This window comes from Mesorhizobium sp. WSM4828 (genome assembly GCF_055811175.1).
Map to the genome: position 1 here is coordinate 284,528 of NZ_JBVVQK010000001.1, position 22,935 is coordinate 307,462.

Below are 22,935 nucleotides of genomic sequence, written 5' to 3' on the forward strand. Positions count from 1 at the left end.
GAAGTTTCACTCCAATTCGCTTGTCAATCCTGTGAATTCATTTTGCCACCACACAGCGAGACTTGGCCCGCAGCCCTTGGAATGGTAGAGACGAGGGCGGCGGTAGATGACCAGTTTCCTAGCAGGTAGAAATGGAAGAACACCACATTGCGCGCCGGGGGCTCGTGCTGGGTAGTCTGGCTCTGATGGTCTCCGGATGTACGTCGATTTCATCCGCGTTCGGACCAAGGCTTGGCCTGAATCCTCGTTACCGACGGCAGCATGTGCGGTACGACGGAAACGAGCCGGCCGGAACGATCGTCGTCGATACTTCGCAACATTTTCTCTATGCCGTCGAGACGGACGGGTGGGCGACGCGCTACGGCGTCGGCGTCGGCGAGCAGGGACTTTCGTTCAAGGGTACAGCGACCGTCGGCCGCAAGGCGGACTGGCCGTCGTGGACACCCACCGCCAGCATGATGAAGCGCAAGCCGCGCCTGGTGCAGTATGCAGGGGGGGTTCCTGGCGGACCAAACAACCCGCTTGGTGCGCGTGCTCTTTATCTCTATCAAGGCGGGCGCGACACCCACTTCCGGATACATGGTACAAACGAGCCATGGACGATAGGCACAGCGGTATCGAACGGGTGCATCCGTATGATAAATGACGACGTCATTGACCTCTACGACCGTACTCCTTTGGGCACGACGGTGGTGGTTGTTTGATGGTGGGCAGGCCTGATCTCCGTTGGATGGTGAACTCTGCCAGCACGTCACCGCAAAGGTGCCGCCGGCAACTGGGTGCCAACTGTGTCATTTCTGCACTAGGCGTTGGTGTAGATCGCAGCTAACTTTGTGAGGCTGCATATCGTTTATTTGTGGCGATTCTATAGGCTATTCCGCCCCCGGGGAAAGGATTGCTTGATGAACAGGATATTGATTGCAATGGTTGCTGTGCTCGCCGTTGCCAGCCTGAGCGGCTGCGCGAACGACTGGATCGGCAAAGGAAAGGGTAAAGCTCCGGCGCCCGCTCCGGTAGAGCAACCAGTGATTAAGTAAGGACCGGCTTGTATGGGGAAGGGGTGCCAAGCCCTTCCCCATACATACGCAGCCGGGGCTTTGGCCGGCTTCATAGCCTAGGGCGCGGTTGGCGGGCATAGGCCGTTATTAAGTCTGTGCTTTGTGAAGTTCGGGAATGGACGCGGCGATGACGCTTGTAAATAGCCGTCTCTTGCTTGTGGCGTTGGTGGCCCTCCCGGCAGCGGCATGTCAGACGAAAGACCTGCCGCCCCAGCCGAATTTCGTATCTTATGCCGATGGCGGAGCTGCGCCTCAAAAAAACGACGAGCGGTACTTCATCGAGTTCCGCTCCCGCTACGCCCTAAGCTACGGCCACACCTACGCAGTTTTTGGGCGCGTGGACCGGGCCGGGAGAATGATCGATCCCCAAGTCGCGGGCCTTCACCCGGCTTCGAACAGTGCGGTTCCCTATGTTCTGGGCCATGTCGTGCCGGTGCCAGCCGAAACCGGGTGGAGCGACGGTGATCTGGAAGAACCATACAGATCCGCAAGCTGGCAAATCATACTGACCCGGGCCGAATACGACAAAGTCGTTGCCTACATCCGCAAGCTGCAGGCGAGTTCGCATGTCTGGCAGGCGACGGTCTTGAACTGCAACGGCTTCGTGGCGAACATCGCTCATTCCATGGGATATAAGACTCCCGCCATTCAGCTCCGGCCGCAACAATTCATAACCGAGCTTCGGGAGATGAATACATAACCAAGATTCGAGGGATGAATGGGACCGAATGCGATCGGTACTGCCCCTCCGGCTTTCGCGTCTGCGGACTAACTCGGAGAGGATCGCTGCGCCTGAAGGTCGGCCGGTGACGAAATCGAGGGCGATGGGTGAAGTGGCCATACCTAGGGGCAGCTGCTACAGTCGCGATCGCAGAAAGGGCGCTGGTGACCTGAAGTGAGCATTGCGGCAGCCTCACTTGGCGAGGTCATCTGGTTGATCGGCATCGTTGCTTGGTACGTGATCCGGTATCCCTTCGAGCGCCGGGCAAGGCGCGTGCGAATTGTAACTGGCTACCGCTCACGTTCCGACATCGTCGGGCTTGCATCTGCTCTGTTTGGCCTCGCAATCCTGCCTGCCTTCTATGTTGTCACCGGCATGCCCGCAGCGGCTGACCACCCGGCCAGCGCGTGGGCCGTGGCTCTCGGCACAATCATCTTCTGCTCCGCGCTATGGGTTTTTCGCAGGTCCCACAAGGAACTTGGCCGTAACTGGTCGATTACGCTGGAGATCCGCGAACGGCATGAACTCATCTGCGCCGGACCATACGCTTTGGTCCGCCACCCGATGTATACCTCGTTCCTGCTCATGGGCCTCGGCCAGCTCTTTCTGCTGCCGAACTGGGTTGCGGGCATATCGGGTTTGATTGGGTCCGCAGTCCTTTTCCTGCTGAGAGTGGACGAGGAAGAGCGTATGATGCTGGAGAATTTCGGCCCGCAATACCGTGCCTATATGGAAAAGACCAAGCGAATATTCCCTTATCTTTATTAGAGGTACGTTTGATGCGAGGCCGAGCCCTCAAGCTTTCCGCGCCCCGGCGCCTTGTTGGCGATCTGATGAGGTTTTCGATCGGCGTGCCACGGGTCGCGGTGCAGCGTCAGATGAACCTCGGCCCACTCGTAAGGGCTAGAATGGCGCAGCAGACCAGGCCTTCGTGGACCGCGATCTTCCTGAAAGGATATGCGCTTCTTGCCCTAGAGATGCCGGAGCTGCGGCGCGCCTATGTCAAGTTGCCCTGGCCGCAGCTTTACGAGTATCCGGCAAGCGTAGCCTCGATTGCCCACGAGCGCGAATATGATGGCGAGCCGGCCGTTCTGCTGAGCTGCATCAAGCGCCCGGAGCGCTACTCCATCACGGAACTTGAGGAATCCATCCACGCGGCTCGATCACGGCCGATCCTGGAGGTCCCGGAGTTCCGGCGCGCCTTGCGGATGGCAGGTGCGCCCGCGCCAGTCAGGTGGCTGCTTATGTGGCTAGGGTTGAACATCGCCCGGCAAAGGTCAAATTACTTCGGTACCTTCCAACTGTCCGTCTATTCTGGTCTCGGTGCGGAATCACTCAACCCGCTGACACCATTGACCACGCTTCTCAACTACGGTCCGATCGGCAAAGACGGATCGGTGAATGTCCGCATCCACTACGATCACCGGGTAATGGATGGAGCGAACGTCGCACGTGCACTGGAGAGATTTGAAAAGATCCTGAACGGCACTGTCGCCAATGAAGTGGTGCTGCTCGGTCAAAGTGTTGCCGCTCCTGCAAAACAGAGGAACGCGACATGATTTCGCACTGTGAATTCCGGCCAGCTATCGTCGTGATTGGCGGCTCGGGTGGAATTGGCCGGGCAATTGCGAGCGTCGCTGCACAGGAGCGCGGTGCGGTTGTGCTGGTTGCCCGCTCGCCCGAGGGTTTGGCCGCTGCGGCGTCTGAGGTTCGGGAGAGGGGCGGCGAGGCATTCACGCTCGAGTTGGATCTCGTGGCAGGCGATGCGCCAACGCGCCTGGAGGGCTTTCTGTCGGCACACGGCCTAGTCTGTGATGTCCTGGTCAACAGCGCCGGCTATGGCCTGCGGGGCGCGACGACGGCGCTGCCTATTAATGGTCAACTCGGCATCATCGATCTCAACATACATTCCCTCACAGAACTGACCCTCCATTTTCTGCCGGGAATGGTGGCGCGCCGACGGGGCGGGGTGCTCAATCTCAGTTCCGTGGCCGGGTTCGTTCCCGGGCCTTATATGGCTCTGTACTTCGCTAGCAAAGCTTTCGTGCGCTTCTTCTCAGAAGCGCTTCACCAAGAATTGCGCCGAACCGGTGTGACGGTCACATGCGTTGCACCAGGCCCGGTGTCGACGGAGTTTCTCGCAAGGTCAGGCGCCAATCAGACGGTGCTCTTCAACATCTTGCCCAAGGTGGATCCGGAGTATGTGGCCGAACGGGCGTGGCGAGGGTTCAAATCCGGTCGTCGCCTCGTCGTACCGGGAATCTCGGCCAAGTTGGCTGCCCTTGCGGCAGCGCTCCTGCCTTCCGCAGCGCTGCTGCCCCTGGTCGGCCGGCTGCAACGCGGCGGCAATGATCAATGTCCTTGCGGTTCAGGTATGAAGTTCAAGAAATGCTGCGGTACCCGCCAGTTTCAGCTACGCCGGGGCCCTCGGGGAATTAGCCCCTGACCGCAGCGCGCCACCGAAAAACCTCATCGAAGCAAGAGACCGCTCGCCGATGAAGGGCGTTAAGCATGTTGGTAGCATAGAGGCGAGGCTTTCGACATGCCTGGCGTGCCGATCCGCATCGCCTTGCGCACCTCGGACAACCCGTTCGTCGGCAGGGCGAAGAAGCGCCACTGAGGGGAAGCTTACGCAGCGCTGGCGGGCCAGCACCCCCCTCTGTCCTGCCGGACATCTCCCCCTCAAGGGGGGAGATTGGCAGCTTCTCCCCCGCGCCTTTTCCCAGCGTCTGAGATTGGCGAAAGCCGACGTGACAGCCAATCTCCCCCCTTGAGGGGGAGATGTCCGGCAGGACAGAGGGGGTGTGACGGAACGCGACGCTGGTATCTGGTGTCTAGGCGACTTCTCGTAGCACCTCTTTCCCCCGAGCACTTCCCGGCAACGCTTCCAGCGCCGCCTGCAGCAGGATGTCGCCAAGCCGCGCCGGTGCCGGGTCGGGCTCGGCCTCCTTGCGATGCAGGAACAGCGCCATCTTGGGCAAGGCGGGCAGCCCGGCGATCTCCGGCGTCATCGCCCTGACCGTGGCCGGCAGGCCGATATCGGTGCGGATCGTCAGTCCGAGCCCGGCGGCGACGGCTGCCCAGATGCCGCCAAGGCTCGGGCTGGAGAAGGCCATCCGCCATGCCAGGCCGGCACGGTCCAGCGTTTCAGTCGCCACGCTGCGCAGCAGGCATGGCGCCTCGAGTGCTACCAGCGGCAACGCCTCGCCTTCGCGCAGGCTGGTCTCGATCTGTTTTGCCGGGCCGACCCAGCGCATCTGGACGTCGGCGACATGCCGGCTGTAGGGCAGCGTCGCGCCATTGTGCCAGGCAAGCGCGATATCGAGGCTGCCCGACATGATCCTTTCGGCAAGCTCATGGCTGCGTGCGATCCTGGCCTCGATCTTGACCTTGGGATGGGCGCGGGCGAAGCGCCCGAGCACCTCCGGCAGCACCGCCTCGCCGAAATCCTCCTGCAGCCCAAGCCGTACCCAACCCTCCAACTCGACATCGTGGATGGCGGAGGCGGCCTCGTCATTGAGCTCGATCAGCCGCCGCGCGTAGCCGAGCATGGTCTCGCCCGCGTCCGTCAGCGCCAGGCCACGCCCAGATTTGCGGAAGATCGGCGTCGCCGCCTGCTCCTCCAGCTTCTTCAATTGCGCACTGATTGCCGAGGTCGAGCGGCCGAGCCGGTCGGCGGCCTTGGCGAAGCTGCCCAGCTCCATGCCGGTGACGAAGCTGCGCAGGACGTCGAGATCGAATGTCACGCGTCGCATGGCAATAATCCTGATATTTGGGACATTACGTCAAAAACTTCCCGATATTCAGTACGAAGCTATGGCGGTAGAGACAGCGCGTCAAGACCGAATGCAACCAGCCCATGCAGGAGCTGAACCATGTCCGCTGTCGCCACACGAGCAGATTGCAAACCGCTTCGCCCGGGCGCCATTGCCGCCCCGTCGGAAGCGGCGGCACTGCGAGCCAATCATCGCTGGAAGGTGCTGGGCATCGGCGTCGCCGCCAATGCCTGCTTTTCCGCAACCTTCTCCGGCATTCCGGCGACGGCGGTGTTCCTGCGCTCGGGCTATCATCTCTCCAATGGCGAACTCGGCCTGGCGCTTGGCCTTCTCGGCCTGGGCGTAGCGCTGAGCGAATTGCCGTGGGGACTGCTGACCGATCGCTGGGGCGACCGCCGCGTGCTGCTGACCGGGCTCGGTGCAACCGCGGTTTGGCTGCTTGTCATGGCCGCGCTGATCGTGCCGTCACCGGCCCACATTCCCGGCATCGCGCTTCTCGCCGCTGCCCTGCTGGTCACCGGATTGCTCGGCGGCAGCGTCAACGGCTCCAGCGGCCGCGCCATCATGGCCTGGTTCGGCGAAGGCGAGCGCGGCTTTGCCATGAGCATCCGGCAGACGGCGGTGCCGCTTGGCGGCGGGCTTGGCGCGCTCGTGCTGCCGTCGCTCGCTTCAGCCCATGGCTTCACGGCGGTCTTCGGACTTCTGGCGGCTGCATCCGCCGTCTCGACCTCGCTCGCCTGGCGCTGGCTGCATCAGCCGCCGGCGCATGACGATGCCAATTCGGCCGGCACGGCATCGCCGGCCGGCACGGCGCCGCTGCGCAATCCGGCCGTCTGGCGCATCGCAACAGCCATCGGCCTGCTGTGCTTTCCGCAGGTGGCGGTGCTCACCTTTGCTTCCGTCTTCCTGCATGATTTCGCCGGCATGGGAACAGCCGTGATCAGCGCCAGCCTCGCTGCCGTGCAGGTCGGCGCCATGGTCATGCGCGTCTGGAGCGGCCGCTACACCGACCGTCACGGCAACCGCCGGCCGTTCCTGCGTCTGTGCAGCATGCTGAGCGTGGCCGCCTTCACCGTGCTTGCGGCGCTCGTCTTGTTTTCGGCCCAATTCTTGTCAGGCCAAGCGCCGATGCTTTCGCCGACGATCGTTGCGGTGCTGGTCGTGGCCGGCATCTGCGTCTCCTCCTGGCACGGCGTTGCCTACACCGAGCTTGCGACGCTGGCCGGCGCGAGCCAGGCCGGAACGGCGCTCGGCCTCGCCAACAGTCTGGTCTTCATTGCCTTCTTCCTGGTGCCGATCGCCATTCCGGGGCTTCTCGTGCTCTGCTCATGGGCAGGCGTCTGGCTGGGTGCGGCTATTTGCGCGCTGATCGCCTGGCCGATCTTTCTTCCGTCAACGGATAGCCGCAAAAGCGCCTGACTTCGACATGAGATGGGAAAACAACGTTCTAAGCTGTTAACGCCCCATCAAGGTTAATGCATCATTGTAGCTCTCCAGTGGGGTCCGTCGCGTTTCTGGAGAGTTCCGTGCATCGACGTGTTTTGACGCGGCTTGTCGCCGCCGCCGGTGAAAAAAAGCGTTCGTTCCTGTCTCCGCTCGTTGTTGGCCTTGGTATCTGGATCGGCTTTCCGAGTGTCGTTGCCTATCAGGACATGACCAGCTTGGTCTCCGGCCTGGAGGCGCCGAGCGTCCGCTGGAACGCCTATGTCGAGAAATCCGTCGCCGGCTCGGTTCACGCCGCCGAAATGCCCTTCCTCGATTCCAGCAGCACCGGCTCGCTCTCAGGATCCGGCGTCCAACTGCCCGGCATCGGCGCTGTCTCATTTCGTGGCAAGGGCAGCATCGCCGGCACGACGCCGGACGAGGACCGCATCATGCGCGCCGACAAGAAGGGCCGCATCATCCAGGTCTCGCCCGTCTCGCCGCCGAAGAACTTCAACGCCGGCTCGATCTTCGAGCGCACCTCCTCGCTGCTCCGCCCAAGCATGGACAGCGGCCTGAGGATGGCCTTCGCCAAGCCCGAGATCAAAGGCAAGGAAATCCAGATCGCCGCGGCCTTCCACGCGCGCGTCGACAAGAAGCCGGATCCCGGCGTGCCGGCGATGCTTGCCGCGCTGGTCAACAATGATCATCCCGACGTGCTGGCGACCGCCTATGCATCGTCCGCTCCCGATTACGCGCAGGCATCGCCTTTCGAGGCCTTGCTGCAGGACGAGGACCCGAACGATGGCCGCTTCATCCCGCCGCTGAGCAAGGGCGATCATTCGTGGATGCAGACGCCCCTGCCGGCGAGCGTCTTTTCCAAGCCGGAGCAGGCCTGCCTCGCCAAGGGAATCTATTTCGAAGCGCGCGGCGAATCCGTGCGTGGCCAGGCCGCCGTCGCCCAGGTCATCCTCAACCGGGTCCGCAACCCGGCCTATCCGAACTCGATCTGCGGCGTCGTCTACCAGAACGACAACTGGTTCAACCGCTGCCAGTTTTCCTTTGCCTGCGACGGCAGGAAGAAGCGCATCGACAACCCCGCCGCCTACCAGACCGCACAGGATGTCGCCATGGCCGTCACAGCCGGCAAGATCTTCATTCCGGAAGTCGGCTCGTCGACCCATTATTACGCCAACTACGTCCATCCGGGCTGGGCGCGGACGATGCAGAAAATGACCAGGATCGGCCTGCACATCTTCTACCGTACCTATGGCGGCGGCTGGAGCTGAGCGCTCGGGCAGCGCTTGCGTCTTTCCCGCGAGAGCGGCCGATCGAAGGCGCATCGCCGCGGGGATTCGGCCACAGTCCGCCAGAGACTGTGTCGGGCACGATGTCGCACCCAGGCAAGTAGCTGATTTATAACGAAAAAATACTTGAGCTTGAACGTCGGCCCGTGGCTTGACGGGCGCGGACCCTCTAACTATGTTGCCGGCGACTTTAAGAAGCGGACGGACGGTGACGGTCTGACCGGGCAGGGGGGTTGCGTGGCCGACAAGAATGGGCCAGACGGAACCGGCAAAACCGGCCGCGGCAAGCAGCATGAAGCCGACATCCGCGACGACGATCTTGAGCGCCGCCGGCGCGACCTTGAAGCATCGCTTGCGACAAGGCGGCCGGATCGGCTCGAGGGGAAAGACGACGCGAAAGCGGGCAGCGTGGCCGGGTACGGCCAGGCGCTCAAATTGTCCAGCGAGTTCATCGCCGGGATAGTGGTCGGCGCGGCTCTCGGCTGGTTTATCGATCGCGTGGCGGGGACATCGCCATGGGGTCTGATAGTCGGGCTGCTGCTGGGTTTTGGCGCCGGCGTGCTCAATGTCCTGCGTTCAGCCGGGCTTGTGTCGGAATTCGGAACGGGCGACAAGCCGCGCGATCCGAAAGAATGAATTGAGGCGCCGCATGCCGGCGCATTGAACAGGATACTGAAGCCGTCTGCGGCTTTGATGGGGATTTAAAGTGGCTGCTGACAAGGTCGATCCGATCCACCAGTTCCAGATCCATCCGATCATTCCGATTCACATCGGCGGCTACGACCTGTCTTTCACCAATTCGGCTCTGTTCATGCTTGCGACGGTTGCTGTCGCAGCGGCGTTTCTCTACCTCAGCACGTCGAGCCGCAGCCTGGTTCCGGGCCGCCTTCAGTCGGTCTCGGAAATGGCCTACGAATTTGTCGGCAATATGCTGAGGGACGCCGCGGGCACGCAGGGCATGAAGTTCTTCCCCTTCGTGTTCTCGCTGTTCATGTTCGTGCTTGTCGCCAACCTGCTTGGCCTGTTTCCGTATTTCTTCACCGTCACCAGCCACATCATCGTCACCTTCGGCCTCGCTGCGCTGGTGATCGGAACGGTCGTCGTCTACGGCTTCACTAAGCACGGCCTTGGCTTCCTGAAGCTGTTCGTCCCGCATGGCGTGCCGGTCTACCTGCTGCCGCTGGTGGTGCTTATCGAGGTGATTTCCTTCGTCTCGCGTCCGGTCAGCCTCTCGGTCCGTCTGTTCGCCAACATGCTCGCCGGTCACATTACGCTGAAAGTGTTCTCGGGCTTTGTCGTCAGCCTGAGCGCGCTCGGCGCGGTCGGCGTGGCGGGCTCGGTTCTGCCGCTGGCGATGGCCGTGGCGCTGACTGCGCTGGAGCTGCTGGTCGCGTTCCTGCAGGCCTACGTCTTTGCCGTGCTGACCTGCATGTATCTCAACGACGCCCTGCATCCCGGGCACTGACAAGGTTTCCGGCATTGCCGCCGGATGGAATCGCAACGGAATTTTAGATCCAAAGGAGTTGAATAAATGGACGCAGAAGCAGCAAAGTACATTGGCGCCGGCATCGCATGCCTCGGCATGGGCGGCGCGGGCATTGGCCTCGGCAACATCTTCGGCAGCTATCTGGCGGGCGCGCTGCGCAACCCGTCGGCCGCCGACGGCCAGTTCGGCCGCCTGATTTTCGGCTTCGCCGTGACCGAAGCGCTTGGTATTTTCTCGCTTCTCATCGCTCTTCTCGCCCTGTTCGGCTGAATACTTGTTCGGCTGAACATTGGGAAGAATTGAACAGGCCGGCCGCGATCCTGCGGCGGGTCTGAATTTCGGGGATAGTCCATGTTTGTGACATCTGCCTTTGCGCAAGAGTCCGCGCCCGCCGCAACGGAAGGCGAAACGCACGCCGCCACCGGCGTGCCTGCCGAGGCGCATGGCACGTTCCCGCCATTCAATCCGGCGACGTACCCGTCACAGCTGCTGTGGCTGGCAATCACTTTCGGGCTGTTCTATCTGTTCTTGAAACGGGTAGTGATGCCGCGCGTCGGCGGCATCATCGACGTTCGCAACGACCGCATCACGCAGGATCTCGATCATGCTGCCCGGCTGAAAAGCGAGGCCGATGCCGCCGTTGCCGCCTATGAGCAGGAATTGGCGGAAGCCAAGGGTAAGGCCAATGCGATCGGCCAGCAGGCCAACGATGCGGCCAAGGCGGAAGCCGAAGCTGCCCGCAAGACGATCGAGGCAGCGCTTGACCAGAAACTTGGCGAGGCCGAGGCACGCATATCTTCCATCAAGGCCAATGCCATGAAGGAGGTCGGCACCATCGCCGAGGACACCGCTTCGGCCATCGTCGAGGCGCTTGTCGGCGGCAAGGCCAGCAAGGCCGAAATCGCGGCCGCGGTCAAATCCGTGGCCGGGTGAGGAGCGCATCATGGACGCCACATCTCTCGCGACGCTTTGGGCAACCGTTGCCCTCGTAATCTTCCTCGGCATTGCCATCTACATCAAGGTGCCGGGCATGATCGCCAAGGCGCTCGATGCGCGGGCCGACAAGATCAGCTCCGAGCTCGAGGAAGCGCGCCGGTTGCGCGAAGAGGCCCAGCAACTGCTCGGTCAATACCAGCGCAAGCGTAAGGAAGCCGAGCAGGAGGCCGCGGCCATCGTCGCCGCCGCCAAGCGCGAAGCCGATATGCTTGCCGCCGAGGCGCACAAGAAGACCGAGGACTATGTCGCCCGGCGTACCGCCTTGGCCGAGCAGAAGATCGGCCAGGCCGAGCGCGAAGCAATCGGCGAAGTGCGCGCCAGCGCCGTCGACATCGCGGTGGAAGCCGCGCGCGCGCTGCTGGCCGGCAAGATCGACGCCAAGGCCGGCGCCGACCTGTTCAACGCCTCGCTGCAGGATTTGAAGTCGAAGCTGAACTGAACGGAGCGTAATCTCCCCCCTTGAGGGGGAGATGGCCGGCAGGCCAGAGGGGGTCGGCGCGCGTGAAGCGCCAACCTTCTCTTTCGTGCCAAATAGCGTCGCGCCAGGACGTACCGACCCCCTCTGTCGCCTTCGGCGACATCTCCCCCTCGAGGGGGGAGATTACAGCTAGCCGAATCGCTCAATCCAAGCAGCCGGATCGCTCAATCCAGGCCCGAAAGGCCCTCCTCCTCAACCACCTCGGTGCCGCCGAACCGGAACGGCGCGAAGGAGGCGCGGTGTAGCCGTGCCACTGGCCCGTGCAGATCGATCGCCGTCCGATGGCGCACAGTGGCGTAGCCCATATGCAGTTCGAAGCCGTAACGCGCATGATGGCTGCCGCAGCCGCACATCATGCGGTCGCGCAACACCTTGGCGACGATCGAGGCTGCGGCGATCGACTGCGAGCGCTGGTCGCCCTTGATCAGGGCTTTGCCCTCGCAGGGCAGGCCGGGCGGCACGTCGCGGCCGTCGGCCAGCGCCAGCTTCGGCCGGATCGACAGGCCGGCCACGGCACGGCGCATCGCCTCCAGGCTGGCCTTGAGGATGTTGGAGGCATCAATGCCTTCGGCGCTGACCGAGGCCATCGATACGGCGAGTGCGGAGCCGAGGATTTTCAGGAACAGCGCCTCGCGCTGCAAATGCGTTAGCCGCTTGGAATCGTCGAGGCCGTCGGGGATGTTGGCGGGATCGAGCACCACCGCTGCCGCCACCACCGGCCCGGCGAGCGGGCCACGGCCGGCCTCGTCCATCCCCGCCACTGGCCAAAGGCCTTCGGCCATCGCCTTCGTCTCGAACGAGAAGTCGGGTCTCTCGACGATTTCGAAGAGAAGCGGAGAATCGGAACGCGGGCGAGCCATGGTGCGGCGAGGTTCGCATCGGCTCCGATTCTCCGCAAGTCCCTCCGGGTCGGGCGGGGCACCGGACCAGGAGGGGCTACCGTCTGCAAGCCCGGGGACAGGACAGGCCGGACGGGATTTTTCGCCTGTTGCCGGCCGCTTCGAGCGGCTGGCGCGAGACGCTTTGTCACAGCAACATCAGCTGCTCTGTTGCCTTGGCAGCCGGGACGAACTGGTCGGTCCTGAGCGAGCGCCGCTCGGCATTGAGGCCGAGCCGTTTGGCGGCGATCTCGAAGCGCCGGCCGATCTGCCAGGCATACGGGCCGGAGCCTTTCATGCGCTTGCCCCATTCCGAATCGTAGTCCTTGCCGTCGCGCATCGAACGGATCAGCGACATGACGTGGCGATAGCGGTCGGGATAGTGGCGCAGCAGCCAGTCCTTGAAGATCGGCGCGACCTCCAGCGGCAGGCGCAGCAGCACATAGCCGGCTTCACGCGCGCCCGCTGCCTGCGCCGAATCGAGGATGCGCTCCATTTCCGGGTCGGTCAGTCCGGGGATGATCGGCGCGACCATCACCGAGGCCGGAATGCCGGCGTCCGAAAGCTGCCTGATCGCCTCCAGCCGCTTGGTCGGCGTCGACGCGCGTGGCTCCATGGTGCGCGCCAGCATGCGGTCGAGCGTCGTCACCGACAATGCCACCTTGGCCAGCCCGCGTTCCGCCATGCGTGACAGAATGTCGATGTCACGTGTCACCAGCGCCGACTTGGTGACGATGCCGACCGGGTGCCCGCGCGCCTCCAGCACTTCGAGGATTTCGCGCATGATCCGGTATTGTTTCTCGATCGGCTGGTACGGGTCGGTGTTGGTGCCGATGGCGATGGTGCGCGGCTGGTAATTATCCCTGGACAATTCCTTGTCGAGCAGCCGCGCCGCATCCGGCTTGGCAAACAGCTTCGATTCGAAATCCAGCCCCGGCGACAGGCCCATGAAGCTGTGCGTCGGCCGCGCGAAACAATAGACGCAGCCATGTTCGCAGCCGCGATAGGGATTGATCGAGCGGTCGAAGGAGATGTCGGGCGATTCGTTGCGCGTGATGATGGTGCGCGGCTTCTCGACCTGTACCTCGGTCTTGAACGGCGGCAGCTCCTCCAGCGAATTCCAGCCATCGTCGAACACATGCCGGCTGACCGGCTCGAACCGGCCGGACGGATTGATGCCCGCCGACCTGCCGCGATTGCGTTCCGGACGGACGCGCATGCCGCTCTGCTCGATCATCGCATTCGCCATCTCGGCCCTGCCGGCACCGAAGGCGGCAATGTCGGCACGCACGATCTGTTCCATTTTGGCCCTTTCCCAGGGACTGTCCGCCCGCTGTCGAATCGCTCTGCTCATGAATGTATTCCTATCGTATCGATGAGAACAAAGCAAGAACTTTCTCGCGGTGCGCCGCAAAAACTGGCGCTGCCCACCGCTTTCCGCTATTCGGCTAGACATGCTCAGCGTCCTGATCGAAACCCTGAATGACGAGGAGGGCCTTGCCCGCACGCTCGCCTCGCTGATCGGTGGCGCCGTCGAGGGCGTGGTGCGCGACGTTCTCGTCTGCGACACCGGCTCGACCGATCAGACGCACCGCGTCGCCGAACACGCCGGCTGCCACTATGTCAGCGGCGGCATCGCCGCCGGCATCAGGCAGGCCAAGGGTGACTGGCTGCTTTTGCTGGAACCGGGCGCGCGGCTGGGGGAGGGCTGGATCGATGAGGTCGTCGCCCATACCGCAAGGCAAACCATGGCGGCGCGGTTTTCGCGGGCACGCGGCAGCCGCGCGCCGTTCCTGTCGCGCGTCTTTGCCGGAAATCGCGCTCTCGCCGAAGGCTTGGTGATCAGCAAGCGTCAGGCCGCGGCGCTGTCGAAGAACGCCCGCAGCGCCGAAGCGATCGCCCGCGGCCTGGCGACCAGGAGGCTCCAGGCCGAGATCTGGGTCGCTCCGCGGAAGTGACGGCTTACCGTGACGGTTCAGGGGCTCAAGCAAATTTTCCGGCGGGTCGCCGTTTATTGTGCATTGCACAAAATCTGCCCGGGAGTTACCATTCCCAGCGACACGGGCGAATGGGTTTGGGGTGTGCCGGAGCGGTGACGACGACTAACGTCGATGCTGTTCCCTCGATATTTTGAGGACCCCGATGACCCTTTCAAGCCCTGACAAGTCCGGCGCTGCAAGCCTCGAGGCGATCGCACGCAACGGCGGTACGCTGCGCCGCATCGCTGCCCGCATCCCGACCTATCTGTCCGACCTTCGCGAGAATCCGGCATGGCTGCCGATGTTCATGCTGGCGCGAACCATGCCGGCGCGGCGGCTGCACTGGCGCGGCGCAAAGCCCGTTCGGCCGGCGCGCAATGTCGGTGAAACGATGTTCGCCGGCGTCGATCGCGATGCCGTCGTCGGCGCGCTGAGGACGGAGGGGCTCTATTCGGGCCTGATGCTGCCAGCCGCCATCCATGAGGAGATTGGCCGCTTCGCCGAGCGCACGCCATGCTTCGGCAATTTCGACCGCCGGCTGGAATTCCTCCCCGAAAAACACGCCGATGCCGAAAAGCATTTCGGCCGCCCGCTGCTCAGCGGCCATTATTTCGAGCGGGTCCTCGACTGCAACGCTGCGGTCGCCGTGCAGCGCGATCCGCTGCTTCTCGATATCGCGGCGCACTATCTCGGCAGCCAGGCCAAGCTGATCACCACCCGCGTCTGGTGGAGCTTTCCGACCGGTGGCGTCTCGGACGCCGACAAGAACATGGCCTCGCTCGGCAAATACCATTTCGACCTCGACGACTGGCGCATGCTGAAGTTCTTTTTCTACCTGGTGCCGGTCGACGCCGACACCGGGCCGCATGTCTACGTCCGCGGCTCCCACAACCGCCGTATCCTGAAGCACCAGCTGACGCTTCTGGTCGGCCATTCGGCGGAAGAGGTGCTGGGCGTCTATGGCGAGCAGAGCCCGGTCACGCTGACCGGGCAGGCCGGCCTCGGCTTTGTCGAAGACCCGTTCGGATTCCATATGGGCACCGTGCCGACGCGCACGCCGCGGCTGATGATGGAAGTCGGCTTCGGTGTCTCGCCGCCGTCGCGCCGGCGTTTTCACGGCGAGCCGGTCATTCGCTGAAGGGATCAGCCGGCTGACCCCTTGGCTCGCCTCAGCCGCGCCGCAAATGTTCGTCCAGGCGCGGCATGATCTCGACGAAGTTGCAGGGCATGTGCCGGTAGTCGAGCTGCGGCTTCAAGATGCCGTCCCATGCGTCCTTGCAGGCGCCGGGCGAGCCCGGCAGCACGAAGACGAAGGTGGCGTTGACGACGCCGCCGGTTGCCCGGCTCTGGATCGTCGAAGTGCCGATCTTGTCGTAGGAGATGCGGTGGAACACTTCGGAAAAGCCGTCCATGCGCTTTTCGAAGATAGGTTCCAGCGCTTCCGGCGTCACGTCGCGGCCGGTGAAGCCGGTGCCGCCGGTGGTGATGACGACATCGATCGCTTCGTCCCTCGACCAACCCAGGACCTTGTCGCGGATCTTGTCGCGATCGTCGGTGACGATGTCGCGGGCGGCCAGGACATGGCCGGCCTCGGCAATGCGGTCGGCCAGCGTCTGCCCGGATTTGTCATCGGCGAGGCTGCGCGTATCGGAAACGGTCAGTACCGCGATGCGCACGGGAACGAAGGGGCGGCTCTCGTCAATCCTGGCCATGGGCATCAGCCTCCGATGTCACGCTTCGCGTCGCTGCGACAAACCAGTCAGGATGGCGGCCGCGGATATCGGCGGCCGCGCGCTTGGCCACATTGCCGGTCTCGAACAGGCCGAAGCAGGTGGCGCCGGAACCCGACATCCTGGCAAAACCGGCTCCGGCCTTGTTCAGCACGGAAAGCGCCTTGCCAATGGCGGGCTGGATTGCTCGCGCCGCAGGCTCGAGATCGTTGCGGGTGATCTCCAGCCAGTCGCGGATGCCGTGGAAGTCTAGGTTGCGCGGCAGCGGCGGCAGCCCCGCATTGTCGCGGCGGCCAAGCGCCTCGAACACGTCGGCCGTCGAGACGGCAGTGCCGGGATTGACGAGCACCAGACCCAGCGCCGGGAAACCCGGCACGAGCGTCAGCTCGTCACCGATGCCACGGGCGATCAGCGGCCTGGCGGCGAGGCACATCGGCACGTCGGCGCCGAGCGACAGGCCGATCCGCGCCAGTTCGGCATCGCCGACATCAAGTCCCCAGGTCTGGACCAGGGCGCGCAGCACCGCCGCCGCGTCGCTCGATCCACCGCCGACGCCGGACGCGACCGGCAGGTTCTTTTCGAGCCTGATGGCGACAGCCGGCGCGTGCTGGAGACCGGCCTCGCGCCGTAGCGCGTCGCGCGCTTTCACGACCAGATTGCCGTCGTCGGCCGGCACTGCGGAGGCGTATTTGCCGGACACCGAAAACCCATCGCTGTCGGCAAGTTCCGTCTCGATGCGGTCGCCAAAGCGCGTGAACACAGCCAGGCTTTCGATCGTGTGATAACCGTCGGCGCGCCGGCCGGTGACGTGCAGCGCGAGATTTATCTTGGCGTGCGCATGCGACGCCCGGATGCTGGCCCCGGAATTCATTGGCTCGGCCGCGAGGGGGACGACGGTCAATCCTTGGCCAGATGGTATTCGCCGGTCTTCGGATCCTTGACCAGTGTTCCCATCGTGCCGTTGGCCGTCTGCTTTTCGGCCCGACGTACCTTGGCGGTCACCCGCTCGGCTTCCCTGACGAAGGAGCGGTAGCCGAAATAGGCGGCAATGCCGACGACGGCGAAGAAAATGATCTGCGGCATGTCAAACTCCTCCCTCGCAAGGCCGGCAAGGCGGCCGGTCGGGTCGGTTGATGGTTTATGCTAGACGCTTTCACCGGCTTTTCAAAGCCCGAAGCGCGCCCACAGCGCGCGCTCTTCCGCCGCATCGATGACGCCGCTTGCCGCGGCGGCGGCGATATCGGGCGCCGAAAAGCTCGAGCCGAACAGGCCGAAGCGGCCGAACAGGCCGCGCGGCGCGGTGATCAGCTTGAGCTGGGTCTTCGGCCCGAAACGGCTCTTCAGCACGCTGCGCATGTCGCCGAGCGCATCGACCAGCCCGAGCTCGAGCCCCTTCTTGGCCGTCCAGAACAGGCCGGTGAACAGGTCGGGATCGTCCTTCAGCTTGCTGCCGCGCCTGTCCTTGACGAGATCGATGAAGGTCTCGTGGACCTCCAGCTGCAGCGCCTTCAGGCGCTCGACGTCTTCCTTCTTTTCCGGCTTGAACGGGTCGAGCACCGCCTTGTTCTGGCCGGCGGTGTGGACGCGACGTTCGACGCCGATCTTCTTCAACAGCTCCGGAAAGCCGAACGAGGCCGACACCACGCCGATCGAACCGACGATGGAGGACGGGTCGGCAAAGATCTCGTCGCCGGCAACCGCGATCATGTAGCCGCCCGATGCCGCCACGTCCTCGACGAAAACCAGGACCTTCTTGTTCTTCTCGCTGGCCAGGTCGCGGATGCGCCTGAAGATCAGCCGCGACTGCACCGGCGAGCCACCTGGCGAATTGATCGAGATGGCGACCGCCGGCGCGTCGAAGGAAAACAGCTTTTCGAGAAGACCGGCGGTCGACGCCAGCGACAGGCTCGGCCGGAACTGGCCGCCGCCGGGCATGATGGTGCCGTGCAGCCGGATGACCGGAATGGTGACGACGGTGGAGCGCCAGGATTTCGGCAGCAGGCGGTTGAAAAGGCGTTTCACGAGGGGGCGGTCTCCGGTCGATTTGCTTGAGGCATGTAGGAATTCGCCGGCCAACGGCAATGCCGTCACCCTGGCAATCAAAATGGATCAGTCTCCGAACAGCGACGCCAGCCCGTTATTGATCAGCTCTGCCCGTTCCGAGGGGCCATTGCCTGAATAGGCATGCAGCATCAGCGGCGGCTGGATCGACAGTTTGCCGCGTGCGCCGAGTGCTGCTCGGACGACGATGCGGATCGCTGCCGCTTCGGGGCGAGGGTGGACGGCCAGCATCTCGGCGTCGCCGAAGCGGCCGGCAACGGCATCGAGGATGGCGCCGAGCTGCTCCGGCCGCGCGATGACGGCCAGCCCGCCGCCCGGTCTGACCACCGCGGCCGCGCTGCGGATCCAGCTGTCGAACAATCCATCCTCCGAGACATGCGCGGCCTTTCTCAGCGGATCGGGCGTCGCGCGATCCACGGCGGCATTGAACGGCGGGTTCATGATAACGAAATCGAAGCTCTTGTCCTCGAGGCCGGCGGCCGTTCGCGCCCGGCCGGACAGCGCGACATCGGCGACGAGCACCGAAGCGCGATCGCTGAGATGCGCATTGCCGGGATGGGCAAGCGTGGTGGTGGCGAAGGCCGCCATTTCCGGGGAACGCTCGACAAGCACGGCCTCGGCACCGGGGCAGCGCGACAGTACCGCCAGGCCGGCGGCACCGGCACCCGCGCCAAAGTCGGCAAGCCGCCCGGCGAAGGAGGACGGCACGGCAGCCGCCAGCATCATCGCATCCATGCCGGCGCGGTGGCCTGCCTTTCTCGGCTGCACCAGCCAGAAGCGACCGCGATGGAAGGCGTCGACCGTATGAGCCGGCATGTCCGGGACAAGGGCAGCGGGCGACGCGGACATTATTTTTGGCGGATCTCGTTGGCGATGCCGGCATCCGTCAGGATGCGCCGTGCCGCATCGGCCTTGTCGGCGTCCACCATGACGCGGCGGGGCAGGATGCCGATCGAGCCGTCGAGCACGCTCATGTTCTGGTCGGCGACGAAACAGCCGATACCGGCATCGCGCATCAGCGATTCGACAAACGAAATGATGACGGCGTCGTTGGTGCGGATGAGCTCTATCATCGGATGAAACTCGCAGTTTGCGGCGTTGATGTAAACGTAGGCGTGATCATGTACCAGAGCCGGCGCGCCAATTCGCCTCTTGCCGCGCCGGTGGGTGACACCCTAGAGTCTGTCCAGGGACCATGTTGCCGTCGTGCATATCGAGGTTGGGAGTTTTGCCGTGGGTGTCGTTCTCAACATTGAAAACGGGAAGCGCGAAGCCGCCTCGATCAAGGACCTCATCGACCTGACTGCTGCCGATATGGGGCGCGTCAACAAATTGATCCTGTCGAAGGCCGGCTCCGATGTCGAGATGATCCCGGAGATTGCCAACCATCTGATCTCGTCCGGCGGCAAACGGTTGCGGCCGATGCTGACGCTCGCCGCCGCCCAGATGTTCGGCTATTCCGGCGACGGCCATGTCAAGCTCGCCACATCGGTCGAATTCATGCACACGGCGACACTTCTCCACGACGACGTTGTCGACGAAAGCGGCATGCGGCGCGGCAAGAAGACGGCGCGCATGATCTGGGGTAACCAGGCCAGTGTTCTGGTCGGCGATTTCCTGCTCGGCCAAGCCTTTCGCATGATGGTCGATGTCGGCTCGCTGGAGGCGCTCGACATCCTGTCGAGTGCGGCCTCGGTGATCGCCGAAGGCGAGGTGATGCAGCTGGCCGCCGCCAAAAACCTCGAGACCACCGAAGACGAGCATTTCGCGGTGATCAAGGCCAAGACCGCGGCGCTGTTCTCAGCCGCCGCCGAAGTCGGCCCGGTCATCGCGCTGGCGACGCGCAACGACCGCGCAGCACTCCGCTCCTACGGCATGAATCTCGGCCTTGCCTTCCAGCTGATCGATGACGCGCTGGATTATGGCGGCACCAGCAAGGATCTCGGCAAGAATGTCGGCGACGATTTCCGCGAGGGCAAGGTGACGCTGCCGGTGATTCTTGCCTATCGGCGCGGCACCAAGGCCGAGCGTAGCTTCTGGAAACGCGCCATCGAGGACAATGCTGCCGACGATGCCGGGCTGGAAAAGGCCATCGGCCTGATGCTCCGCCACGGCGCGATTGCCGACACCATTGGGCGCGCCCGCCATTTCGGCGAAATCGCCCGCGACGCGCTGGCGCCGCTCGAGGCGACGCCGCAGAAATCGGCGCTGATCGACGTCATCGATTTCTGCATCAGCCGGGTGAACTGAGAGGCGTCGGCGCCGCGACACCGGGGAGGGGCCGTTCTCATCGCGCCTTTGCCGGAAGCACCATTGCTGCGAGCAGGCTGACGACGATGCCCGCCGCCGCGAGCCAGAAGGCGACGCGGATGCCGTCGGCGACGGCGATTTTCAAGGCACCGCCGGACAGTTCGCCGATTTGGTTGTTCGCAATCGCAATCAGCACGGCCATGCCGATGGCGTTGCCGACATTGAGCGTCGTCGAAGCCATCCCCGAGGCGACGCCTTGCTGGTCATGGGCAACGCCGGAAGCGGCGGCAATCCACATTGCGGTCCAGACGATGCCTTGTCCGACGCCGGAGACGATCAGGCCAGGTACGAGGGACAGATAGCTGCTCTCTGCGGTCGCGCCTGATACCATCAATGCTGTGCCTACCGCGCCGACGATCATGCCGCCGACCAGCGTGCTGCGCGTCGAAAAGCGAGTCGCCAGACGCTCGCCGGCTTGCGTGCCGGTGGCGATGGCGACCGACGGCACGAGAAAGGCGAGGCCCGTCTGCAAGGCAGTGAAGCCGTGCACGTTCTGCAGCAGCACGGTGAGGAAGTAGGGCAGCGCGCCGAAAGTGGCCATGTAGAGGAAGGTTATCGTCATGCCGGCGACAAGGCTGCGGTTGTGGAACAGGCGCAGCGGCATGAGCGGGTCGGCGCTCTTGGCCTCGATCACGGTGAAGGCAATCAGAAACAATGCGGCCAGTGCTGCACTGACGATGATTGCGGTCGATCCCCAGCCATATTCGGGCCCCTGAACCAGGGTGAAGACAAGCAGCGTCGCGCCGGCGGTGACGGTCAGTGCGCCCGGAAGATCGAAGCTGCGGTGCTCGTGCCGCTTGCGATCGCGCGGGATGATGGCGAAAGCCGCGATGATGGCGATCCCGGCCAACAGCACGTTGACGTAGAAGACCGACGGCCAGCCGAAGGCGCTGGTCAGAAACCCGCCGGCAAGCGAACCGAGCGTGAGGCCGCTGGCGCCTGCGCCACCCCAGACGGCGAGCGCCCGGTTGCGTTCCGGCCCTTCGGCGAACAGGCGGTTGATCAGTGACAGCGTCGCCGGAAACAGGAACGCGGCGCCGATGCCTTGCACGGTGCGGGCCGCAATGATGATTTCCGGCGACCAGGCGAGGCCGCCGACCAGAGATGAGAGCGCGTAGAGCCAGAGCGCGAAGATGAAGACGCGGCGCTGGCCGATCAGGTCGGCGGCCCGGCCGCCGAACAGCAGGAAGCCGCCGGTGAACACGGTGTAGGCGCTGACCACCCACTGCAGGGTCTGGCCGGAAAATCCGAGGCCGGCGCCGATCTCCGGCAGCGCCACGAAGACGATGTTGAGGTCGAGCGAGATGATGAGCTGCGCGAAGGCGAGGAGCGCCAGCGTTGCGCCATGTTTCGCTCTGCTTGCTCCTTGCGCTGCCATTGCCCCGAGCGGCGCGCCTTGATCCAGTGAACTCATGTGGGACTCCTTGTCGATAATTATTTAATGATCGACAAAGAATTGAGATTTGCAATCCGAAGTCAAGCGGATTATTTGTTGATCGACAAAAATTGGAGACCGCCATGGCAGGCAGGCCAAGGGAGTTCGATCGCGACCATGCCTTGGAGAAAGCCCGCGACGCTTTCTGGAGGCGCGGCTACGAGGGCACTTCGATGGCCGATCTCGTATCGGCGCTTGGCCTCGCATCGGCGCGCATTTATGCCGCCTTCGGCTCGAAGGAGGACCTGTTTCGCGAAGCGGTGGCGCTTTACGAAGCCAATGAGGGCGGCTTCGCCACGCGGGCGCTGGAGCAAGAACCAAACGTCCGGCGCGTCATCGAGCGCATGCTTCGCGACGCCGTCGAAATCTATACCAGGCCGGGGCGGCCGCAGGGCTGCATGGTGGTGACGGCCGCCACCAATTGCGCCGTCGAAAATGACGCCGTGCTGCAATGGCTGGCGGAGCACCGGTTGGCGCGTACCGCATCGATCGTCGAGCGGTTGAAGCAAGCGGTGCGCGATGGCGAATTGAAGCCGGATACAGACGCCGAGACGTTGGGTGACTACTACGCCACGCTGATGCACGGTCTTTCGGTGCAGGCACGCGACGGCGTGCCGAAAAAGCGGCTGCACGATCTTGTCACCGTCGCCATGCAGGCGCTCGACACAAGCCTCTCGTAAACGTCCTGAGTTCGGGGCCGTGACGCCTCATTTGCCGGCTTGTTCGGCGGCTCTTCTGGGATTGACCTCCGGCGTCGGCGGGTCGGGTATTTCGGTGGCGACAGGCTTTGGTGGTTCCGGCTCCGTTGCCGGCGCTTCCGGGCCGGCCTTGCCGAGCGCAACCGAGATGCCGAACACCTTCCATTGCCGCTCGACCGGCGCAAACAGAAGCTCGAAATTGACCTGCATCGGCACCGAGGGAAAGAAACCGGCCATATGCAGCATGCCGTTCGGCTCGATCTGCGGCAATAGCGTCAGTTGCGGCTCCAGCACCGCGACGCCGCCAAGGTCGATGCCGTCATTGCGGTGGCCGGCGAAGATCTCGGCCAGCTTGGCCGCATTGTTGGCCTGGAAGCCCGGCGCGCCGAGGTCGCGCAGCACCGTGTAATTGCCGGTCTTGTTGGCCTGGTCGAGCGCCAGCAGAGAGGTGCGCACCAGGATCAGCACGCCGTTGCGGTCGATGTTGGCCGGCTTCGGCGCTTGCGGCTTGGCCGATTTCTGGGTCTTCGACGTTTGCGCCAGGGCAGGCGGGACAAGCTGCGGAACGGCCGTCGCCAGCACCAAGGCTGCCAGCAACAT

28 protein-coding genes are annotated in these 22,935 nt (G+C 63.8%); 17 read left to right on the forward strand and 11 right to left on the reverse strand.

Annotation, left to right across the window (positions count from 1 at the left end):
• The first annotated feature begins 131 nt into the window (after nucleotides 1–131).
• The 6 genes from AC0L2X_RS01455 (at nucleotide 132) to AC0L2X_RS01480 (ending at nucleotide 4,225) form a co-directional block, all read left to right on the forward strand.
• Complete coding sequence (locus AC0L2X_RS01455; RefSeq protein WP_473553281.1) at nucleotides 132–704, forward strand: L,D-transpeptidase; 573 nt, start codon at nucleotides 132–134, stop codon at nucleotides 702–704.
• Nucleotides 705–902: 198 nt separating this feature from the next.
• Nucleotides 903–1,037, forward strand: coding sequence for an ABC transporter (locus tag AC0L2X_RS01460; RefSeq protein ID WP_352503875.1), 135 nt, complete (start codon nucleotides 903–905; stop codon nucleotides 1,035–1,037).
• Nucleotides 1,038–1,185: 148 nt separating this feature from the next.
• Nucleotides 1,186–1,758 (forward strand): hypothetical protein, encoded by a 573-nt coding sequence (locus AC0L2X_RS01465; RefSeq protein ID WP_473553677.1) that lies wholly within the window; start codon nucleotides 1,186–1,188, stop codon nucleotides 1,756–1,758.
• Nucleotides 1,759–1,959: 201 nt separating this feature from the next.
• Nucleotides 1,960–2,547, forward strand: coding sequence for a protein-S-isoprenylcysteine O-methyltransferase (locus AC0L2X_RS01470; protein ID WP_473553678.1), 588 nt, complete (start codon nucleotides 1,960–1,962; stop codon nucleotides 2,545–2,547).
• Nucleotides 2,548–2,558: 11 nt separating this feature from the next.
• Nucleotides 2,559–3,338, forward strand: a complete 780-nt coding sequence (locus AC0L2X_RS01475; RefSeq protein ID WP_473553284.1) for a hypothetical protein — start codon at nucleotides 2,559–2,561, stop codon at nucleotides 3,336–3,338.
• Nucleotides 3,335–4,225: an SDR family NAD(P)-dependent oxidoreductase gene (locus tag AC0L2X_RS01480; RefSeq protein WP_473599229.1), complete on the forward strand. Its 891-nt coding sequence runs from the start codon at nucleotides 3,335–3,337 to the stop codon at nucleotides 4,223–4,225. The genes AC0L2X_RS01475 and AC0L2X_RS01480 overlap by 4 nt, the downstream gene beginning before the upstream one ends.
• A 388-nt stretch (nucleotides 4,226–4,613) precedes the next feature.
• Here the strand turns inward: AC0L2X_RS01480 and AC0L2X_RS01485 are convergent, their stop codons facing one another.
• On the reverse strand, nucleotides 4,614–5,534 hold the full coding sequence (locus AC0L2X_RS01485) for a LysR substrate-binding domain-containing protein (protein ID WP_473553289.1): 921 nt from the start codon (nucleotides 5,532–5,534) through the stop codon (nucleotides 4,614–4,616).
• Nucleotides 5,535–5,654: 120 nt separating this feature from the next.
• On the opposite strand from AC0L2X_RS01485, the gene AC0L2X_RS01490 reads away from it, so the two are divergent.
• From AC0L2X_RS01490 to AC0L2X_RS01520, 7 genes are all read left to right on the forward strand, one after another.
• Nucleotides 5,655–6,974: an MFS transporter gene (locus AC0L2X_RS01490; RefSeq protein ID WP_473553291.1), complete on the forward strand. Its 1,320-nt coding sequence runs from the start codon at nucleotides 5,655–5,657 to the stop codon at nucleotides 6,972–6,974.
• Nucleotides 6,975–7,081: 107 nt separating this feature from the next.
• A complete protein-coding gene (locus AC0L2X_RS01495) occupies nucleotides 7,082–8,266 on the forward strand; it encodes a cell wall hydrolase (RefSeq protein WP_473553295.1) in 1,185 nt (394 codons plus the stop codon).
• 255 nt (nucleotides 8,267–8,521) lie between these two features.
• Entirely contained in the window at nucleotides 8,522–8,920 is a 399-nt protein-coding gene (locus tag AC0L2X_RS01500; protein ID WP_023716852.1) for an AtpZ/AtpI family protein, read from the forward strand.
• A 70-nt stretch (nucleotides 8,921–8,990) separates the two neighbouring features.
• A complete protein-coding gene (locus AC0L2X_RS01505; protein ID WP_352476629.1) occupies nucleotides 8,991–9,749 on the forward strand; it encodes a F0F1 ATP synthase subunit A in 759 nt (252 codons plus the stop codon).
• Nucleotides 9,750–9,815: 66 nt separating this feature from the next.
• Nucleotides 9,816–10,040, forward strand: coding sequence for a F0F1 ATP synthase subunit C (locus tag AC0L2X_RS01510; protein WP_006206606.1), 225 nt, complete (start codon nucleotides 9,816–9,818; stop codon nucleotides 10,038–10,040).
• A gap of 81 nt (nucleotides 10,041–10,121) precedes the next feature.
• Nucleotides 10,122–10,703 (forward strand): F0F1 ATP synthase subunit B, encoded by a 582-nt coding sequence (locus tag AC0L2X_RS01515; protein WP_352469058.1) that lies wholly within the window; start codon nucleotides 10,122–10,124, stop codon nucleotides 10,701–10,703.
• Nucleotides 10,704–10,713: 10 nt separating this feature from the next.
• Nucleotides 10,714–11,205 carry a F0F1 ATP synthase subunit B gene (locus AC0L2X_RS01520; RefSeq protein ID WP_023674071.1) on the forward strand — a complete coding sequence of 164 codons (492 nt, stop codon included), beginning with the start codon at nucleotides 10,714–10,716 and terminating at the stop codon, nucleotides 11,203–11,205.
• Nucleotides 11,206–11,408: 203 nt separating this feature from the next.
• On the opposite strand, the gene AC0L2X_RS01525 is transcribed toward AC0L2X_RS01520, so the two are convergent.
• Both AC0L2X_RS01525 and AC0L2X_RS01530 read right to left on the reverse strand, forming a co-directional pair.
• A complete protein-coding gene (locus tag AC0L2X_RS01525; protein WP_473553299.1) occupies nucleotides 11,409–12,104 on the reverse strand; it encodes a ribonuclease HII in 696 nt (231 codons plus the stop codon).
• 166 nt (nucleotides 12,105–12,270) lie between these two features.
• Nucleotides 12,271–13,425 carry a PA0069 family radical SAM protein gene (locus tag AC0L2X_RS01530; protein ID WP_473553302.1) on the reverse strand — a complete coding sequence of 385 codons (1,155 nt, stop codon included), beginning with the start codon at nucleotides 13,423–13,425 and terminating at the stop codon, nucleotides 12,271–12,273.
• Nucleotides 13,426–13,576: 151 nt separating this feature from the next.
• On the opposite strand from AC0L2X_RS01530, the gene AC0L2X_RS01535 reads away from it, so the two are divergent.
• Entirely contained in the window at nucleotides 13,577–14,080 is a 504-nt protein-coding gene (locus AC0L2X_RS01535) for a glycosyltransferase (RefSeq protein ID WP_352661321.1), read from the forward strand.
• 184 nt (nucleotides 14,081–14,264) lie between these two features.
• The gene (locus AC0L2X_RS01540) at nucleotides 14,265–15,239 is read left to right on the forward strand and encodes a phytanoyl-CoA dioxygenase family protein (protein WP_473599230.1); all 975 of its coding nucleotides are present in this window, start codon (nucleotides 14,265–14,267) and stop codon (nucleotides 15,237–15,239) included.
• Nucleotides 15,240–15,270: 31 nt separating this feature from the next.
• On the opposite strand, the gene moaB is transcribed toward AC0L2X_RS01540, so the two are convergent.
• The 6 genes from moaB to AC0L2X_RS01570 form a co-directional block, all read right to left on the reverse strand.
• Nucleotides 15,271–15,813: a molybdenum cofactor biosynthesis protein B gene (gene moaB, locus AC0L2X_RS01545; protein WP_352489568.1), complete on the reverse strand. Its 543-nt coding sequence runs from the start codon at nucleotides 15,811–15,813 to the stop codon at nucleotides 15,271–15,273.
• Nucleotides 15,800–16,702: a 4-(cytidine 5'-diphospho)-2-C-methyl-D-erythritol kinase gene (locus AC0L2X_RS01550; protein ID WP_473553307.1), complete on the reverse strand. Its 903-nt coding sequence runs from the start codon at nucleotides 16,700–16,702 to the stop codon at nucleotides 15,800–15,802. The genes moaB and AC0L2X_RS01550 overlap by 14 nt, the downstream gene beginning before the upstream one ends.
• Nucleotides 16,703–16,728: 26 nt before the next feature.
• Entirely contained in the window at nucleotides 16,729–16,914 is a 186-nt protein-coding gene (locus AC0L2X_RS01555) for a hypothetical protein (RefSeq protein ID WP_473553309.1), read from the reverse strand.
• Between the two features lie 81 nt (nucleotides 16,915–16,995).
• Entirely contained in the window at nucleotides 16,996–17,853 is an 858-nt protein-coding gene (locus tag AC0L2X_RS01560; RefSeq protein ID WP_352456850.1) for a S49 family peptidase, read from the reverse strand.
• 87 nt (nucleotides 17,854–17,940) lie between these two features.
• Complete coding sequence (locus AC0L2X_RS01565; protein ID WP_473553313.1) at nucleotides 17,941–18,741, reverse strand: tRNA1(Val) (adenine(37)-N6)-methyltransferase; 801 nt, start codon at nucleotides 18,739–18,741, stop codon at nucleotides 17,941–17,943.
• The gene (locus tag AC0L2X_RS01570) at nucleotides 18,741–18,965 is read right to left on the reverse strand and encodes a putative signal transducing protein (protein WP_023674082.1); all 225 of its coding nucleotides are present in this window, start codon (nucleotides 18,963–18,965) and stop codon (nucleotides 18,741–18,743) included. Before AC0L2X_RS01570 ends, AC0L2X_RS01565 begins: the two co-directional genes overlap by 1 nt.
• 160 nt (nucleotides 18,966–19,125) lie before the next feature.
• Here AC0L2X_RS01570 and AC0L2X_RS01575 point away from each other — a divergent pair, with 160 nt between their 5' ends.
• Entirely contained in the window at nucleotides 19,126–20,142 is a 1,017-nt protein-coding gene (locus AC0L2X_RS01575) for a polyprenyl synthetase family protein (RefSeq protein ID WP_352489572.1), read from the forward strand.
• 37 nt (nucleotides 20,143–20,179) lie between these two features.
• Here the strand turns inward: AC0L2X_RS01575 and AC0L2X_RS01580 are convergent, their stop codons facing one another.
• Complete coding sequence (locus AC0L2X_RS01580) at nucleotides 20,180–21,616, reverse strand: MFS transporter (protein WP_473553316.1); 1,437 nt, start codon at nucleotides 21,614–21,616, stop codon at nucleotides 20,180–20,182.
• A 104-nt stretch (nucleotides 21,617–21,720) separates the two neighbouring features.
• Here AC0L2X_RS01580 and AC0L2X_RS01585 point away from each other — a divergent pair, with 104 nt between their 5' ends.
• Nucleotides 21,721–22,317, forward strand: coding sequence for a TetR/AcrR family transcriptional regulator (locus tag AC0L2X_RS01585; protein WP_473553318.1), 597 nt, complete (start codon nucleotides 21,721–21,723; stop codon nucleotides 22,315–22,317).
• A 27-nt stretch (nucleotides 22,318–22,344) separates the two neighbouring features.
• Here AC0L2X_RS01585 and AC0L2X_RS01590 read toward each other — a convergent pair whose 3' ends face one another.
• A complete protein-coding gene (locus tag AC0L2X_RS01590; RefSeq protein ID WP_473553321.1) occupies nucleotides 22,345–22,935 on the reverse strand; it encodes a hypothetical protein in 591 nt (196 codons plus the stop codon).

Excerpts from the sequence above, each read along its gene's own strand:
- AC0L2X_RS01555 (WP_473553309.1), bottom strand. The coding sequence starts at position 16,914 with ATGCCGCAGATCATTTTCTTCGCCGTCGTCGGCATTGCCGCCTATTTC.
- AC0L2X_RS01455 (WP_473553281.1), top strand. The coding sequence starts at position 132 with ATGGAAGAACACCACATTGCGCGCCGGGGGCTCGTGCTGGGTAGTCTG.
- AC0L2X_RS01510 (WP_006206606.1), top strand. The coding sequence starts at position 9,816 with ATGGACGCAGAAGCAGCAAAGTACATTGGCGCCGGCATCGCATGCCTC.
- AC0L2X_RS01475 (WP_473553284.1), top strand. The coding sequence starts at position 2,559 with ATGCGAGGCCGAGCCCTCAAGCTTTCCGCGCCCCGGCGCCTTGTTGGC.
- AC0L2X_RS01490 (WP_473553291.1), top strand. The coding sequence starts at position 5,655 with ATGTCCGCTGTCGCCACACGAGCAGATTGCAAACCGCTTCGCCCGGGC.
- AC0L2X_RS01540 (WP_473599230.1), top strand. The coding sequence starts at position 14,265 with ATGACCCTTTCAAGCCCTGACAAGTCCGGCGCTGCAAGCCTCGAGGCG.
- AC0L2X_RS01525 (WP_473553299.1), bottom strand. The coding sequence starts at position 12,104 with ATGGCTCGCCCGCGTTCCGATTCTCCGCTTCTCTTCGAAATCGTCGAG.
- AC0L2X_RS01535 (WP_352661321.1), top strand. The coding sequence starts at position 13,577 with ATGCTCAGCGTCCTGATCGAAACCCTGAATGACGAGGAGGGCCTTGCC.
- AC0L2X_RS01530 (WP_473553302.1), bottom strand. The coding sequence starts at position 13,425 with ATGGAACAGATCGTGCGTGCCGACATTGCCGCCTTCGGTGCCGGCAGG.
- AC0L2X_RS01460 (WP_352503875.1), top strand. The coding sequence starts at position 903 with ATGAACAGGATATTGATTGCAATGGTTGCTGTGCTCGCCGTTGCCAGC.
- AC0L2X_RS01590 (WP_473553321.1), bottom strand. The coding sequence starts at position 22,935 with ATGTTGCTGGCAGCCTTGGTGCTGGCGACGGCCGTTCCGCAGCTTGTC.
- AC0L2X_RS01485 (WP_473553289.1), bottom strand. The coding sequence starts at position 5,534 with ATGCGACGCGTGACATTCGATCTCGACGTCCTGCGCAGCTTCGTCACC.
- AC0L2X_RS01480 (WP_473599229.1), top strand. The coding sequence starts at position 3,335 with ATGATTTCGCACTGTGAATTCCGGCCAGCTATCGTCGTGATTGGCGGC.
- AC0L2X_RS01465 (WP_473553677.1), top strand. The coding sequence starts at position 1,186 with ATGACGCTTGTAAATAGCCGTCTCTTGCTTGTGGCGTTGGTGGCCCTC.
- AC0L2X_RS01550 (WP_473553307.1), bottom strand. The coding sequence starts at position 16,702 with ATGAATTCCGGGGCCAGCATCCGGGCGTCGCATGCGCACGCCAAGATA.
- AC0L2X_RS01520 (WP_023674071.1), top strand. The coding sequence starts at position 10,714 with ATGGACGCCACATCTCTCGCGACGCTTTGGGCAACCGTTGCCCTCGTA.
- AC0L2X_RS01565 (WP_473553313.1), bottom strand. The coding sequence starts at position 18,741 with ATGTCCGCGTCGCCCGCTGCCCTTGTCCCGGACATGCCGGCTCATACG.
- AC0L2X_RS01585 (WP_473553318.1), top strand. The coding sequence starts at position 21,721 with ATGGCAGGCAGGCCAAGGGAGTTCGATCGCGACCATGCCTTGGAGAAA.
- AC0L2X_RS01580 (WP_473553316.1), bottom strand. The coding sequence starts at position 21,616 with ATGAGTTCACTGGATCAAGGCGCGCCGCTCGGGGCAATGGCAGCGCAA.
- AC0L2X_RS01515 (WP_352469058.1), top strand. The coding sequence starts at position 10,122 with ATGTTTGTGACATCTGCCTTTGCGCAAGAGTCCGCGCCCGCCGCAACG.
- AC0L2X_RS01570 (WP_023674082.1), bottom strand. The coding sequence starts at position 18,965 with ATGATAGAGCTCATCCGCACCAACGACGCCGTCATCATTTCGTTTGTC.
- moaB (WP_352489568.1), bottom strand. The coding sequence starts at position 15,813 with ATGGCCAGGATTGACGAGAGCCGCCCCTTCGTTCCCGTGCGCATCGCG.